General features: G+C 65.8%; 12 protein-coding genes. 9 read left to right on the top strand and 3 right to left on the bottom strand.

Going from position 1 to position 14,681, the window contains the following annotated elements; genetic code table 11:
- The first annotated feature begins 63 nt into the window (after positions 1–63).
- The 9 genes from ptsP (at position 64) to FE851_RS11095 (ending at position 11,156) form a co-directional block, all read left to right on the top strand.
- Positions 64–2,340, top strand: a complete 2,277-nt coding sequence (gene ptsP / locus FE851_RS11135; RefSeq protein ID WP_107125390.1) for a phosphoenolpyruvate--protein phosphotransferase — start codon at positions 64–66, stop codon at positions 2,338–2,340.
- 84 nt (positions 2,341–2,424) lie between these two features.
- Positions 2,425–3,369, top strand: a complete 945-nt coding sequence (locus FE851_RS11130) for a helix-turn-helix domain-containing protein (RefSeq protein WP_145202458.1) — start codon at positions 2,425–2,427, stop codon at positions 3,367–3,369.
- Between the two features lie 94 nt (positions 3,370–3,463).
- Positions 3,464–4,405, top strand: a complete 942-nt coding sequence (locus tag FE851_RS11125) for a hypothetical protein (RefSeq protein ID WP_145202455.1) — start codon at positions 3,464–3,466, stop codon at positions 4,403–4,405.
- Complete coding sequence (gene tilS / locus FE851_RS11120) at positions 4,396–5,376, top strand: tRNA lysidine(34) synthetase TilS (RefSeq protein WP_145202452.1); 981 nt, start codon at positions 4,396–4,398, stop codon at positions 5,374–5,376. Before FE851_RS11125 ends, tilS begins: the two co-directional genes overlap by 10 nt.
- Positions 5,377–5,470: 94 nt before the next feature.
- Complete coding sequence (locus tag FE851_RS11115; protein ID WP_017181107.1) at positions 5,471–5,662, top strand: hypothetical protein; 192 nt, start codon at positions 5,471–5,473, stop codon at positions 5,660–5,662.
- Positions 5,663–5,739: 77 nt separating this feature from the next.
- Complete coding sequence (gene ftsH / locus FE851_RS11110) at positions 5,740–7,689, top strand: ATP-dependent zinc metalloprotease FtsH (protein WP_026002053.1); 1,950 nt, start codon at positions 5,740–5,742, stop codon at positions 7,687–7,689.
- A 181-nt stretch (positions 7,690–7,870) separates the two neighbouring features.
- Positions 7,871–9,328 carry an IMP dehydrogenase gene (guaB, locus tag FE851_RS11105; RefSeq protein ID WP_107125395.1) on the top strand — a complete coding sequence of 486 codons (1,458 nt, stop codon included), beginning with the start codon at positions 7,871–7,873 and terminating at the stop codon, positions 9,326–9,328.
- A gap of 39 nt (positions 9,329–9,367) precedes the next feature.
- Positions 9,368–10,543 carry an RsmB/NOP family class I SAM-dependent RNA methyltransferase gene (locus FE851_RS11100; protein WP_145202450.1) on the top strand — a complete coding sequence of 392 codons (1,176 nt, stop codon included), beginning with the start codon at positions 9,368–9,370 and terminating at the stop codon, positions 10,541–10,543.
- A gap of 91 nt (positions 10,544–10,634) precedes the next feature.
- A complete protein-coding gene (locus tag FE851_RS11095; RefSeq protein WP_026002692.1) occupies positions 10,635–11,156 on the top strand; it encodes a tetratricopeptide repeat protein in 522 nt (173 codons plus the stop codon).
- Between the two features lie 238 nt (positions 11,157–11,394).
- Here the strand turns inward: FE851_RS11095 and rsmA are convergent, their stop codons facing one another.
- Genes rsmA through FE851_RS11080 form a run of 3 tightly spaced genes read right to left on the bottom strand, consistent with a single transcriptional unit; the run spans position 11,395 to position 14,627 of the window.
- On the bottom strand, positions 11,395–12,234 hold the full coding sequence (gene rsmA / locus FE851_RS11090; RefSeq protein WP_145204354.1) for a 16S rRNA (adenine(1518)-N(6)/adenine(1519)-N(6))-dimethyltransferase RsmA: 840 nt from the start codon (positions 12,232–12,234) through the stop codon (positions 11,395–11,397).
- Positions 12,224–13,264, bottom strand: a complete 1,041-nt coding sequence (pdxA, locus tag FE851_RS11085; protein WP_145202447.1) for a 4-hydroxythreonine-4-phosphate dehydrogenase PdxA — start codon at positions 13,262–13,264, stop codon at positions 12,224–12,226. The genes rsmA and pdxA overlap by 11 nt, the downstream gene beginning before the upstream one ends.
- Positions 13,242–14,627, bottom strand: coding sequence for a peptidylprolyl isomerase (locus FE851_RS11080; RefSeq protein ID WP_086485409.1), 1,386 nt, complete (start codon positions 14,625–14,627; stop codon positions 13,242–13,244). Before FE851_RS11080 ends, pdxA begins: the two co-directional genes overlap by 23 nt.
- Between the last annotated feature and the right edge of the window lie 54 nt (positions 14,628–14,681).

Below are 14,681 nucleotides of genomic sequence, written 5' to 3'. Positions count from 1 at the left end.
GTCGGCGATCGCGCTGCATGAATGGCTTGGAAAGCAGGCCGCCGATCTGATAGCGCTGCTATCATGCCCAGCACGCCCGCCGCCGCCGCCCGCCAGATCCTCACCCGCCTTCAGGAAGTGATGGCGTCGCGCACCAGCGCGCAGGCGAAACTGAACAAGGTGGTGGAGATTATCGGCCAGTCGCTGTCGAGCGAGGTCTGCTCCATCTATCTGGTGCGCGAAGGCGTGCTGGAACTGTTCGCGACCCGTGGCCTCAAGCAGGAAGCGGTCCATGTCACCCGCATGGCGATGGGCGAGGGGCTGGTGGGCCTGATCGCCACCAATGTCGAAACGCTGAACCTGGACGAGGCCGCGTCGCACCCCGACTATAGCTATCGCCCCGAAACCGGGGAGGAGCTGTTCCACAGCTTTGCCGGCGTGCCGATCGTGCGGCGGGAAAGGTCGATCGGCGTGCTGTGCGTGCAACATGCCGAGCCGCGCAAATATGAGGAAGTGGAGATAGAGGCGCTTCAGACCGTCGCTATGGTGATGGCCGAACTGATCGCCAATGCGGAACTGGCCGATGACGGACCAAGCGACCAGCGCGTCGCCGATACCGGCACGACCATGTTGCACGGCCTGCAACTGGTGATGGGCATGGCGCGGGGCCATGCGGTATTCCACCAGCCGCGCGTCCACATCGAACATACGGTTGCGGAGGATATAGAGGCCGAGCGGCAACGGGTCATTTCCGCCTTCGCCAAGATGCGCGAACAGATTGACCGCATGACCGGCGCGGCCGAGTTCGGCATGGAGGGCGAGCATCAGGAGGTTTTGGAAACCTACAAGATGTTCGCCTATGACGAAGGCTGGACCCGCCGGATCAACGAGGCGATCGACAGTGGCCTGACCGCCGAAGCGGCGATCGAGCGGGTGCAGCAGCGCACCCGCATGCGGATGCGCCAGATTGACGATCCGCTACTGTCCGACCGGATGCATGATCTGGAGGATCTGGCCAACCGGCTGCTGCGGATCGTGTCGGGGCAACTGGGCACGGCGGCGCAGATGGGTCTGCGGCAGGATGCGATCCTGATCGCGCGCAACCTGGGCCCGGCCGAACTGCTGGAATATGATCGCCGCCGGTTGAAGGGCGTGATCCTGGAGGAAGGATCGCTGACCGCCCATGTCACCATCGTCGCGCGCGCCATGGGCGTGCCGGTGCTGGGCCGCGTCCGCGACATTCGCCATCTGGTCAATGAGGGCGACCTCATCCTGATGGACGTCAACACCAATACGCTGTTGATCCGCCCGACGCCCGACATGGACGAGGCGTTCGACAACAAGCTGCATGTCACGCAGAAGCGTCGCGCCGAATTTGCCGCGATGCGCGACCTGCCGTCTGTCACGGCCGACGACCAGCGGGTGGAGTTGATGGTCAATGCGGGACTGCGCGAGGATGCGCAGGCGCTCGACATGGTGGGTGCGGACGGCATCGGCCTGTTTCGCACCGAATTCCAGTTTCTGGTGTCCGCCACATTGCCGCAGCGGGAAAAGCAGCAGCGGCTCTACAAGGATGTGCTGGATGCGGCGGGCGACCGCCCCGTCATCTTCCGCACCGTCGACATCGGCGGGGACAAGGCGCTGCCCTATATGCAGCGCGACGATGACGAGGAGCTGGAGGATAATCCGGCGATGGGCTGGCGCGCGCTGCGGCTGGCGCTCGACCGCGATGGTCTGATGAAGGCGCAGGCCCGCGCCTTGCTGGAAGCGGCGGCGGGCAAGGTGTTGCACGTCATGTTCCCGATGGTGTCGGAACCCTGGGAATATGAGCAGGCGCGCGCACTGGTCGAACATCAGCGCCTGTGGTTGCAGGAGCGCAAGAAGAAGCTGCCGATCGCGGTCAAATATGGCGCGATGCTGGAAGTGCCTGCGCTGGCCGAAGTGCTGGACATATTGCTGCCGCGGCTCGATTTCCTGTCGATCGGCACCAATGACCTGACCCAGTTCCTGTTCGCCGCAGACCGCGCCCATCCGCGTCTGGCGGAACGATATGACTGGTTGAGTATCGCCATTCTGCGCTTCCTGGACCGGGTGGTGCGGACCTGCGCCGACTATCAGGTGCCCGTCGGCGTGTGCGGCGAAATGGGTGGGCGCACGCTCGAAGCGATGGCGCTGGTTGGCCTGGGCATTCGCCGCCTGTCGATCACGCCAGCCTCGGTCGGTCCGGTCAAGGCGATGATCCGCGCGGTCGATGCGGCGGAACTGCAGGCGTTGATGCGCGAATTGCTGGATGGGGGCGTGCGCGACATTCGGGCGAGCCTGACCCAGTGGGCGGTTGAACGGAACATCGAACTGGGGTGAGGTGAACGGCAAAGGCGCGGCGCGCCGTTGACAATCCCCGTCCCACAGTGAGACAAGCCCGACCATCGAAGGTCGCGGAGCAGCATGGCAGACGAAACAGAATTGGACACCGGTGCGGGCCCCGCGCCGGAAATGCAGCCCGACACCCCCGGCGCGAAGCTGCGTGCCGCGCGGGAGGCAGCGGGCCTGTCGCTGGCGGAAGTCGCCACCCGCACGCGGATCGCGCTGCGGCAACTCGAAGCGGTCGAGCGCGACGATTATGCCGCCCTGCCTGGCATCCCCTATGCGGTCGGCTTCGCGCGCGCCTATGCCCGCGCGGTCGACCTGGACGAAGTGGCGATTGCCGCCGAAGTGCGCGAGGCCGTGCATAGCAGCGACATGGCGACCAATCGCTACGAAGTGTTCGAGCCGGTCGATCCCGCTCGCGTGCCCTCGCGCGCGCTGGCCTGGACGGCGGCCATCATCGTCATCCTGCTGATCGCCGGTTACACGCTCTGGCGATCGCAATCGCTGACGCCGCCGACGGGCGAGGAAATGGCGCAGGAAGAGGCGAAGGCCAAGGCTCCGGTCGCCGCCAGCACCGCACAGGTCGCGCCTGCTGCGCAGCCAGTCGTCTTTACCGCAACCGACGATGTCTGGCTGCGTATCTATGACGAGGCGGGCGAGCGGCTGAAGGATGGCCTGATGAAGAAGGGTGAGGTTTTCACTCTGCCTGCCAGCGCGCGTAATCCGATGATCCTGACCGGGCGGCCACAGGCGCTCAGCGTCACTGTCGGGGGCAAGGTGGTTGCGCCTTTGGGTGCGCCGGACCGGACGATCGCCGACGTGCCGGTCAGCGCCGAAGCGCTGCTGGCGCGCGGGACTGCCGCCGCAGCGCCCGCTGCCGCTTCGTCTGCCGCAGCGCCATCCCTCCGGCCCGCGCAGCGCCCGGCGGCCCAGCGTCAGGCCGGGCCGTCCGCCGCTGGCGAAACCGCGCCCGCGGCACCAGCGCCCGCGTCAGCGGCATCGGGCGACGGAACGGGTGGCTAAGCCTGGTTCCGGACGCGGGCAGCGTGAAACGTGACGCTTTACCGCGCGAAATAACGCCTTATGGTTAAGGCGAGAGAATTAGTCGGGGAATATCATGCGTCACGCCTTTTTCGCGACCTCCTGTCTGGCATGGAGCGCGCCGCTTCTGCTGGCGATCGCGCCGCCCGCCATTGCGCAAAATGCGCCGGTCGAGGTGCGGGTCGACCGGCTGGAAAAGGAAATGAAAGCCGTTCAGCGCAAGGTGTTTCCGGCTGGCGCGCCCGTCGAAGCGCAGATCGTTCGTCCCGCCGCCCCGACCGTCGCCCCCGGATCGCCATCCTCCTCGCCCATATCGGACCTGACGGCGCGCGTGGGAGCGCTGGAATCGCAGCTGGCCTCGATCACGGGCCAAGTCGAGGAAAACAGCTTCAAGCTCAAGCAGCTGGAAGAGGCTTTCACCAAATATAAGGCCGAAATCGAAGGCCGTCTGCTCCAGCCTGAAACCCCGCCTGAAGTCAGGCCGACGGCGGCTGCGCCTGTTGCGGCCGACCCGGCGCCGGTCGCGGCCAAGCCAGCGCCTTCCAAGCCTGCGCCCGCGCCCGCGACACCGGCCGCCAGCGAAGCCCGCAAGGCAGCGATCGCCGCGATCGAGCGGCCGGAGACCGGCGACGCCGCCATGGACTCCTACAGCTATGGCTTTCGTCTGTGGGACGCGAAATTTTATCCCGAAGCGCAGGCGCAGCTGAAGGCCACGGTCGACAAATATGGCGACGCATCCGTTGCCAGCCGGGCGCAGAACCTGCTTGGCCGCGCCTATCTGGACGATGGCAAGCCTGCTCTGGCCTCGGTCGCTTTCTATGAAAATTATCAGAAGCGCCCGCGCGGCGACCGCGCGCCTGACAGTCTCGCCTATCTGGGCGAAGCGCTGATCCAGCTCAAAAAGCCTGCCGATGCCTGCAAAGTCTATGCAGAGCTGGAGCAGGTCTATGGAACGAGCCTGTCCGCAAGCCTGCGCGGCATGATGGACAAGGGCCGCACCAAGGCGAAGTGCAGCTGAGCAGTGACCGATCCGGTCTGCAAGCGCGGCTGATCGCGGCGACCCACGCGCTGGCGGGCGATGACCCGGCGGCGCGTTTTGGCGTCGCGGTGTCGGGTGGGCCGGACAGCATGGCGCTGCTCCATCTGGCGGCCCGCGCCTTTCCTGAACGGGTGGCGGCGGTGACCGTCGACCATCGCCTGCGTCCCGCTTCCACCGACGAAGCGGCCATGGTCGCGCGCTGGTGCGCGGGGCAGGGGATCGCCCATCATGTCGCAACGCCGGACGCGCCGCCCTCCGGCAATATTCAGGCCTGGGCGCGGGCGCAGCGTTACCGTCTGATCGAACAATGGCGCAGTGCGCAGGGCGTAGACTGGATCATGACCGCCCATCATGCCGACGACCAGCTTGAAACGCTGTTGATGCGGCTCAATCGCGGATCGGGCGTCGGTGGCCTTGCCGGGGTGCGGGGGCGGTCCGGCACGGTCATCCGCCCGCTGCTGGGCGTGCGCAAGGCGGCGTTGCAGCGGCTTGTCGACGAAGAGGCAGTGCCGCATGTCCATGACCCTTCCAACGCTGACCCACGGTTCGACCGTGCGGCATTGCGCGTGGCCCTCACCGGAGCGGACTGGTTGAACCCGGAAGCGGCCGCCCGCAGCGCTGCCGCGCTGGCGGAGGCGGAAGTGGCGCTGGACTGGAGCGTGGCCGAACTGGCCGCACGCCATGTGGGCCGCGATGGCGATCGGTGGCGGCTCGATCGCACTGACCTGCCGCGCGAATATCTGCGCCGTCTGGTCCTCCACATGCTCAATGCCGCTGCGCCGGATGCGGCCCTGCCGCGGGGCGATGCACTCGACCGGGCGATCGTTGCCGCGCAGGCGGGAGGGCAAGCGAATCTGGGCGACTGGCTGTTGCGCGGCGGGCCAGTATGGACACTGCGCGCCGCGCCCCCGCGCGGGCATTTCCAAAAAGTTCCGCAGTCCGACGCATGAACCCAACGACCTACCGTTTTTGTGCGCCGCAATAGTCTTTCTTTAACGCCGCCCATGCTTCATCCTGCATCCGAATGAGCGGAGATTTGCAGTAATGATGGAATTTGCGGCGCTGACCTATGGCCTGTTGGCCAGTGTCATCCTTTCGGCAGCGCAACGTAATCATAAGCTGGCCCGGCCGCACCCGCCGTTGCTGCTGTATCTGGGCTATCTGCTGTGCGGCCTGTCAGCGGGCCTGGCGCTGGCGCTGGCCTGTCTCGCGATCGTCCAACTCACCGCCGGTTAATCCTTGTCCTGTAGGGGGGTTGCCAAGCTTGCGCTTTGGCCGACGCGCCCTATCTTGGCCGGTGAAAGAGAGTGATGATGAACGACGAGAAAGACCCGCAGGGCAACCCCTGGATCAAGAGCGCGATGATTTGGGCGGGGGTGATTGTCGCCCTGTTGCTGTTCGTGTCCATGTTTGACAGCCGTTCCGCCTCCACGGCAGGGACCGGCATCGCCTATTCCGAATTCCGATCGAAGGTGCAGGAAGGGCAGGTCAAGGATGTCGCCATCGCGCCCAACAAGATTTCGGGCACGCTGGCCAGCGGCCAGAAGTTCAGCACCGTTCCGGTCAATGATCCGGGCCTGACCGGCCTGCTTGACGATTATAATGTCAAATATTCGGGACAGGCCGAGGAACAGCCCAGCTTCTGGATGATCCTGATCTACCAGTCGCTTCCCTTCCTGCTGATCCTTGGCATCGCCTTCTTCGTGCTGCGTCAGATGCAGAAGGGCGGCGGTGCAGGCGGTGCGATGGGCTTTGGCAAGTCGAAGGCCAAGCTGCTGACCGAAAAGCATGGCAAGGTCACATTTGATGACGTTGCCGGTATCGACGAAGCGCGCGAGGAATTGCAGGAGATCGTCGAGTTTCTGAAGAACCCGACCAAGTTCGCTCGGCTGGGCGGCAAGATCCCCAAGGGTGCGTTGCTGGTCGGTTCGCCCGGCACCGGCAAGACGCTGCTGGCCCGCGCGATCGCGGGCGAGGCAGGCGTGCCGTTCTTCACCATTTCTGGCTCCGACTTTGTCGAAATGTTTGTGGGCGTAGGCGCTAGCCGCGTGCGCGACATGTTCGAGCAGGCGAAGAAGAATGCGCCCTGCATCGTCTTCATCGATGAAATCGACGCGGTGGGCCGTCATCGCGGCGCGGGGCTTGGCAATGGCAATGACGAGCGCGAGCAGACGCTGAACCAGTTGCTGGTCGAGATGGATGGCTTTGAAGCCAATGAAGGCATCATCATCGTCGCGGCCACCAACCGTCCCGACGTGCTGGACCCGGCGCTGCTGCGTCCAGGCCGGTTCGACCGTCAGGTCGTGGTGCCCCGTCCCGATATTGAAGGTCGTGAGAAGATCCTGGCCGTCCATATGAAGAAGGTGCCGTTGGCGCCCGACGTCGAACCGCGCACGATCGCGCGCGGCACGCCGGGCTTTTCCGGCGCGGACCTCGCGAATCTGGTGAACGAGGCGGCGCTGATGGCGGCGCGGCGCGGCAAGCGGCTGGTCGCGATGGACGAGTTTGAGGCGGCCAAGGACAAGGTGATGATGGGCGCGGAACGCCGCTCCATGGTCATGACCGACGATGAGAAGAAGATGACCGCCTATCATGAGGCCGGCCATGCCATCGTGTCGGTCCATGAGCCTGCGTCCGACCCGATCCACAAGGCGACGATCATTCCGCGAGGCCGCGCATTGGGCATGGTCATGCGCCTGCCCGAACGCGACAGCTACAGCTATCACCGCGACAAGATGCATGCGAACATGGCCGTGGCCATGGGCGGCCGCGTCGCCGAAGAGATCATCTTCGGCTATGACAAGGTGTCGAGCGGCGCATCGGGCGACATTCAATATGCGACGAAGCTGGCGCGCGACATGGTCACCCAGTGGGGCATGTCCGACAAGCTGGGTCCGCTGCAATATGAAGAGCAGCAGGGCGAGACTTTCCTCGGCTATTCGCAGAGCGCCCGCGTCCATATGTCGGACGAGACCGCCAAGCTGATCGACAAGGAAATTCGCGGGCTGGTGGAGCAGGGCTATAATCGGGCCAAGGAATTGCTGACCGGTCATGAGGACCAGCTGCACCTGCTGGCCAACGCCATGCTGGAATATGAAACGCTGAGCGGCGACGAGATCAAGGCGCTGCTGGAAAAGGGCGAGATCACCCGCGACGATGGCACGACGATCAAGCCGTCGGTCATTCCGGCGGCAGGGTCTTCCATCCCGCGCGCAGGCAAGCGCAAGGGGCCTTTCGGAAACCCGTCTCCCGCCGGAGCCTGATCGGCAAGGACAGGAAATGGGGCGCGCGACCATCGGGTTGCGCGCCCTTTTTCATGTCCCCGCAACCCGCGCAATAAAATGGGCCAAAGGGACTGGCCGTCCGCGCCCATAGTGGTTACATGGGCCGCCACAAATCCCCCGGAACCAACCCCAGGGTTCGCATCAGAAAGTGGCATTTTCCATGGACATCCGCCTCGGCCTCACCTTTGACGACGTGCTGTTGCAGCCCGGCGAATCCGACGTGCTGCCCAGTCAGGCGGACACGTCCACCTATGTCACGCGCGAGATAAAGCTGAACATCCCGATCCTGTCGTCGGCGATGGACACGGTGACGGAGGCCGACATGGCCATCGTCATGGCGCAGCTGGGCGGCATCGGCGTGCTGCACCGGAACATGACCGTGGAAGAGCAGGCGGACGCAGTGCGCGCCGTCAAGCGGTTCGAAAGCGGCATGGTGGTCAACCCCATCACCATCCTGCCCAGCGCCACGCTGGCCGATGCGCAGATGCTGATGCAGAAGCATCGGATCAGCGGTATTCCGGTGGTGGAGGAATCGGGCAAGCTGGTCGGCATATTGACCCACCGCGATACCCGCTTTGCCGAAAATCCGGCCCAGCCGGTCAGCGAACTGATGACCAAGGACAATCTGGCCGTCGTTCCAGCCGGTGTCAGCCAGGACGAAGCCAAGCGGCTGCTGCATCAGCGCCGGATCGAAAAGCTGCTGGTGGTGGACGACGCCTATCGCTGCGTCGGCCTGATCACGGTCAAGGATATGGAAAAGGCCGTGACATACCCGCAGGCCACCAAGGACGGGTCAGGCCGCCTGCGCGTCGCGGCGGCGACCACGGTGGGCGACAAGGGGCTGGAGCGGAGCGAGGCGCTGATCGACGCGGAATGCGACCTGATCGTCATCGATACCGCCCATGGCCACAGCAAGCAGGTTTCGGCTGCGGTAGAAGCGGTCAAGCGCCTGTCCAACCATGTCCAGGTGGTCGCGGGCAATGTCGCCACTGCCGAGGCGACACGCGCGCTGATCGGCGCGGGCGCGGATTGCGTGAAGGTCGGCATCGGGCCGGGGTCGATCTGCACCACGCGCGTTGTCGCGGGCGTGGGCGTGCCGCAGCTGACCGCGATCATGGATTCGGCCGAAGCTGCCGCCAAGCTGGGCGTGCCGGTGATCGCCGATGGCGGGTTGCGTACGAGCGGCGACGTGGCCAAGGCGCTGGCGGCTGGCGCCGGTTGCGTCATGGTCGGATCGCTGCTGGCAGGCACCGCCGAGGCACCGGGCGAAACCTTCCTCTATCAGGGGCGCGCCTATAAGAGCTATCGCGGCATGGGCAGCGTCGGCGCCATGGCGCGGGGCAGCGCCGACCGCTATTTCCAGGCGGACATCAAGGATCAGATGAAGCTGGTCCCCGAAGGCATTGAGGGGCAGGTGCCGTTCAAGGGTCCGGCCAAGGATGTGATCCATCAGCTGGTCGGCGGCGTGAAGGCGGCGATGGGCTATACCGGCAGCCACACCATCCCTGACTTGCAGGAGCGCGCCCGTTTCGTGCAGATCACCAATGCCGGGCTGTCCGAAAGCCATGTCCATGACGTCACCATCACGCGGGAAGCGCCCAATTATCCGACGCGCTGATGATATTCCCCTTCCGCTTGCCCTAAAGGGAGGGGAGTCTTGACCCCCGCCGCCCGCCTTCAGGCCGCGATCGAATTGCTTGACGCGATCATTGCGTCGGCGCGGGACGGCGGGCCTGCCGCCGACACGCTGATCGCGCGCTATTTCAAGGAGCGGCGCTACGCCGGGTCGCGCGACCGGCGGGCGGTGCGCGATCATGTCTATGATGCGATCCGCCGCGCGGGCGAACGGCCCGACACCGGGCGCGAAGCGATGATCGGACTGGCGATCGAACGGCCCGATCTGGCCGCGCTGTTCGACGGATCGACCCATGCGCCAATGCCGATCGAACCGGGCGAGGTCGGGGCCAGCGCCGGGGCGGTGCCAGCCTGGCTTGTGCCGCTGCTCGCCGCGCCGGTCGAGCAGGCGGCGCTGCTGGGCCGCGCGCCGGTCGATCTGCGGGTCAACCGGCTGAAGGCGACGCCTGCCACGGTCGCGCGGCAATTGCCCGACGCGCAGCCGATCGCGGGCTTGCCCGATGGCCTGCGCCTGCCCGAAGGCTTCCCGGTCGAACAGGCCGACCCATGGAAACAGGGCCTGGTGGAAGTGCAGGATGGCGGCAGCCAGATGATCGCGCTGGCCTGCGCCGCAGCGCCCGGCATGACTGTGGTGGACCTGTGTGCCGGGGCAGGGGGCAAGACATTGGCGCTGGCCGCCGCGATGGCGGGGCAGGGCATGCTGATCGCCGCCGATACGATCCGCGCGCGGCTGGCGCGGCTCAGTCCACGGGCGGAGCGGGCGGGCGCGACCTTCATCGAAACGCTGCTGATCGATCAGGGGCATGAAGGGCGGGGGCTGGACAGCCTGCATGGCAAGGCCGACGTCGTGCTGGTCGACGCGCCCTGTTCGGGCACCGGCACCTGGCGTCGCAATCCGGAGGCGCGCTGGCGGCTGACGCAGGCGCGGCTTGACCGGCTGGTCGCGGAACAGGCGCGCATCATGGATTTTGCCGCGCCCCTGCTGGCTCCGGGCGGCGCGCTGGTCTATGCTACCTGTGCGCTGACGGATCGGGAGGGACGCGATCAGGTGGATGGCTTTCTGGCCCGCCATGATGGATGGACGACGGAAGCGCTGGATATGCCGCTGGGCCGCGCCCATGGCGACGGCTGGCTGTTGACGCCGGGGCATGACGGGACGGACGGCTTTTTCTTTGCGCGCCTGCGCCGGTCTGCCTGAAAGCGGGGGCGTGAAACAGGCCATGGACAAGCGCCCGCAAAATAGCGACACTTGGACAAAATCAACGCCTGAAACATGGCTGGAGACTCTTATGCGTTTTACCCCCGCCTCGATCGCGCTTGCCATCGTCCTGACCACTGTGTCCAGCGTCGGGCTGAGCCAGCGGCCCGATGCGCAGATCGAGCCGCGATCGATCGAATGGCAGAAGGCGGGCGCTGCGGCCTTTGCGGCGGGCAATCTGAGCGGTGCGACCGATGCGCTGGAAAGCGCGCTGGCGGTCGATCCGCGCAACCGCGCCGCCTATATCGATCTGGCGCAGGTCGCCCGTGCGCAGGGGCTGCAGGGCAAGGCGATCCGCCTCTACAAGGAAGCGCTGCTGCTGGACCCGACCGATGTGGTCGCGCTGGCGGGGCAGGGCGAGGCGATGGTGGAAAAGGGCGCGCTGGCCAAGGCCAAGGAGGTGCTGGCCAAGGCGCAGACGCTGTGCAAGGGCGAGTGCGCGCCCGTCAGCCAGCTGGCCGCCGCGATCCAGAAAGGCCCGCCTGCGGTCGCCCTGACGGCCAAGGATGCCGTCCCGACCGCGCCCAAGACGGTGCCGACCGAGACGCCGTAAAATAGGATTTGCGCCGCTTAACTTCGCATATTTCCCGGTGAACGCGATATTTTATTATCGGGCCGGGATAGATTGTTATGCGATCCGTTTGGCTGTCGACGGTGAGAAAGAGCCGGTCGGCGCGATAGTAGCAGGGCGGGCGGCGTGTAGGACAGTGGTTCCCGTGCGCCCGGTGTGGGGCGTTTAGGTTCAGTTCTCTACCTCCGTGAAATCATCGCGCCTAAGGCGCAGCGCGAGCCTACCGCCCCAGCACCCTTGCCACCGCGACAAATTCATCGACGCTGACCGTTTCGGCGCGGCGTTGCGGGTCGATGCCGACCTCTGCCAGGGCTTCGAGCGCACCGGGCAAGCCCTTGAGGCTTTGCCGCAGCATCTTGCGGCGCTGGCCAAAGGCGGCGGCGGTCAGGCGTTCGAGATGCTTTAACTGCACGCCCTCCGGTGCGGCTTTGGGCGTCAGGTGAACGACGGCGGACATGACCTTGGGCGGCGGGGTGAAGGCGCTGCGGTGGACCTTCATCGCGATGCGCGCGTCGCTGCGCCATTGGGACAGGATGGCGAGGCGGCCATAATGGTCGGTGCCGGGCTGGGCGACGATGCGTTCGGCGACCTCCATCTGGAACATCAGCGTCAGCGTGGACCACCAGGGCAGCGGCGACCAGTCAGCCGACAGCCAGCCGATCAGCAGCGCCGTGCCGACATTATAGGGCAGGTTGGCGATGATATGCGCGCCATCGCCCGCTTCCGCGCGGGCGTCGATCTCCATCGCGTCGCCCGACAGGATGCGCAACTGCTCCGGAAAGGCAGCGTCCAGTTCCGCCAATGCCGGCAGGCAACGCCGGTCACGCTCGACCGCGACGAGGCGTGCGCCCGCGCGCAATATGGCGCGGGTCAGGCCGCCGGGGCCGGGGCCGACCTCGAACGCGGGCTGGCCGTCGATCGCGCCGGGGATGGCGGCGATCCGGTCGAGCAACTGTTCGTCGAGCAGGAAATTCTGCCCCAGCGCCTTGCTGGCCTGAAGCCCGTGCGTGGCGATCACGTCCCGCAGCGGCGGCAGCTTCACCCTGGCTTCAGGCGGCATAGGCGAGGCGCGCACGGGCGGCGTCGGCGGCCATGCGCAGCGCCGCGATCATCGCGCCGGGATTGGCGCTGTCGGTGCCTGCAATGCCAAAGGCGGTGCCATGGTCGGGCGATGTGCGCACGATCGGCAGGCCGAGCGTGATGTTGACGCCATCGTCGAAATTCAGCGTCTTGATCGGGATCAGCGCCTGATCATGATATATGCACAGCGCCGCGTCATAGGTTTCGCGCGCGCGGGCATGGAACATGCCGTCGGCGGCGAGCGGCCCGACTATGTCGAACCCTTCGTCACGCAGCGATTCGACGGCCGGGCGGATGATGTCGATTTCCTCCCGCCCCAGCGCGCCGCCTTCCCCTGCATGAGGGTTCAGCCCGGCGACGGCGAGGCGGGGGCGGGCAATGCCGAAATTCTTTTGCAATCCCTTGGCCGTCGTGATCGCACGGGCGCGGATCAGGTCGATGGTCAGCGCCGCGGGCACTTCGCTCAGCGGAATATGGATCGTGACCGGCACCACCTTGAGCGATGGCCCGGCCAGCATCATCACTGCATTATGGGGCGATACGCCGCAGCGTTCGGCGACGAATTCGGTCTGGCCGGGATGGGTGAAGCCCACGCCGTACAGCTGTTCCTTGCCCACGGGCGCGGTGACGATGCCCGCCGCCGATCCCGACCGGGCGAGGCCGACCGAGGCTTCGAGCGATTCAAACGCGGTGCGCGCGCCATCGACGCTGGGGGTGCCGGGAATAATCTCCCCCGCCTGTCCGACCTGAAGGCAGGGCAGCGCCGACCCGAAGGCGGCGGCGGCGTCTTCCGGCGCGCTGATCAGCGCGATCGGGCCGAGCCAGACCGCGCGCAACGCCGCGACGTCGCCCACCGCGAAAAAGGGCGGCAGGCCACGCGCGTCCCGCATGACCCAGCTTTTGGCGACGATTTCCGGCCCGATCCCGGCAGGATCGCCAAGCGAAACCGCAAAGGGCAGCGGCGACTGGCCGGGCAGGGGCGCGGTGTCAGTTATATTCGATGATCGCATCACGACGCAGATCGCGCAGATAGATGCGCGCACGCTTGTTGACCCGCTCTTCTTCCAGCTGCGCCATGATCTGTTCTGGATTGGGCGCATTGGCCGACACTGGATCATCGCGGCCGCACACGATCAGGACGCGCACGCCGTCGGTGATGGAGCCGAACGGGGGCGTGGCTTCGCCGACCTGAAGGTTCAGCAGAATTTCCTGCAACTGGGGCGGCAGATCGCGCAGCTTCACATTGTCGTTGTCGACCACGTCCGCGCCGATCTTTGCGCCGACCTCATTGGCCTGCCCGCAGCCCTTGATCTCCTTGATCGCGGCGGCGAAGCTTGCGGCCTTGGCGCTCGCCTGCTCCTTGGTCGTGCCCTGCGGGAACAGAACCGACAGCTGTTTCAGGCTGAGCAGCGAATCGCGCGGATCGGCGGTCAGCACCTTGCGCTTGTCCATCACGTAGATCAGCGACACGCCGCCAGCGACCTCGATCGGCCCGGCAATCTGCCCGACCTGCATTTCGACGGCGGCATTCGCCAGTTCGGGCGGAAGCTGGGCGGGGCGGACCCAGCCCAGATCGCCGCCGACCGCTGCGGTCGATGCTTCGGAAAATTGCCGGGCATAGGCGGCAAAGCTGCCACCCTGCTTGATTTGTTCGATGATGTTGCGGGCGTTGGCGATGATCTGGTCGCGATTTTCCGGGGTCGCCGACAGATAGATTTCGCCGATGCGGAATTCGTCGCTGCCCTTGGCCGCGTTCAGCCGGTCGACCACCGATTTCACTTCATCTTCCGACACGTTGACGAACGGCTGGATATTGCGCCGCAGCAGGCGGCTCCAGGCCAGTTCGCCCTCAATCTGGCGCTTGATGCTGGCCGAGGAACTGCCCTGGCTGCGCAGATAGGCGTCGAACTGCGTCGGCGACTGGCGGAAATTGGCCGCGACACGTTCATAGCTTTGTTCGATTTCGGCCGGATCGACCTTGATGTCGTTGGCGGCGGCTTCCTGAATCTGGAGCGTTTCGTCGATCAGGTTGCGCAGCACCTGCACCCGCAGCCGCTCCTTTTCCTCCGGCGCCACCTTGCCGCCATTGGCGGTGATGATCAGCGCGAGGCGCTGGTCAATGTCCGTGCCGGTGATGATGCGGCCGTTGACGATCGCCGTCGCCTTGCGGACATTGGGGTCGCTCTTGCCGAAAACGGTGACGTCCTGCGGCAGGTTGAGCTGCTGGCTGGCGATGTCGCCGCCATCATCGACCGTTTGCGCGGTGACGCCCTGCACCCCCACGCCAAGCAGCGCGGTCGACAGGAACAGGGTGCGCAGGGCCGAACGAACGGCCGGAAACATGCGGGTGGACGTGGAAACGACAGGCAGCATCGTCGGCAAATATCTCCAATACGGTCTGGCACGGATGCGCCAATCCGCCTGAAC

Source organism: Sphingobium sp. B2 (genome assembly GCF_007693735.1).
GTDB lineage: Bacteria > Pseudomonadota > Alphaproteobacteria > Sphingomonadales > Sphingomonadaceae > Sphingobium > Sphingobium xenophagum.
Note: the sequence above shows the minus strand (reverse complement) of the source record. Positions and strands in the feature narration are given on the sequence as shown.

What these genes read in the sequence shown, in the direction of transcription:
- ptsP (WP_107125390.1), top strand. Translation starts at nt 64, where the DNA reads ATGCCCAGCACGCCCGCCGCCGCCGCCCGCCAGATCCTCACCCGCCTT.
- FE851_RS11130 (WP_145202458.1), top strand. Translation starts at nt 2,425, where the DNA reads ATGGCAGACGAAACAGAATTGGACACCGGTGCGGGCCCCGCGCCGGAA.
- FE851_RS11125 (WP_145202455.1), top strand. Translation starts at nt 3,464, where the DNA reads ATGCGTCACGCCTTTTTCGCGACCTCCTGTCTGGCATGGAGCGCGCCG.
- FE851_RS11115 (WP_017181107.1), top strand. Translation starts at nt 5,471, where the DNA reads ATGATGGAATTTGCGGCGCTGACCTATGGCCTGTTGGCCAGTGTCATC.
- ftsH (WP_026002053.1), top strand. Translation starts at nt 5,740, where the DNA reads ATGAACGACGAGAAAGACCCGCAGGGCAACCCCTGGATCAAGAGCGCG.
- guaB (WP_107125395.1), top strand. Translation starts at nt 7,871, where the DNA reads ATGGACATCCGCCTCGGCCTCACCTTTGACGACGTGCTGTTGCAGCCC.
- FE851_RS11095 (WP_026002692.1), top strand. Translation starts at nt 10,635, where the DNA reads ATGCGTTTTACCCCCGCCTCGATCGCGCTTGCCATCGTCCTGACCACT.
- rsmA (WP_145204354.1), bottom strand. Translation starts at nt 12,234, where the DNA reads ATGCCGCCTGAAGCCAGGGTGAAGCTGCCGCCGCTGCGGGACGTGATC.
- pdxA (WP_145202447.1), bottom strand. Translation starts at nt 13,264, where the DNA reads ATGCGATCATCGAATATAACTGACACCGCGCCCCTGCCCGGCCAGTCG.
- FE851_RS11080 (WP_086485409.1), bottom strand. Translation starts at nt 14,627, where the DNA reads ATGCTGCCTGTCGTTTCCACGTCCACCCGCATGTTTCCGGCCGTTCGT.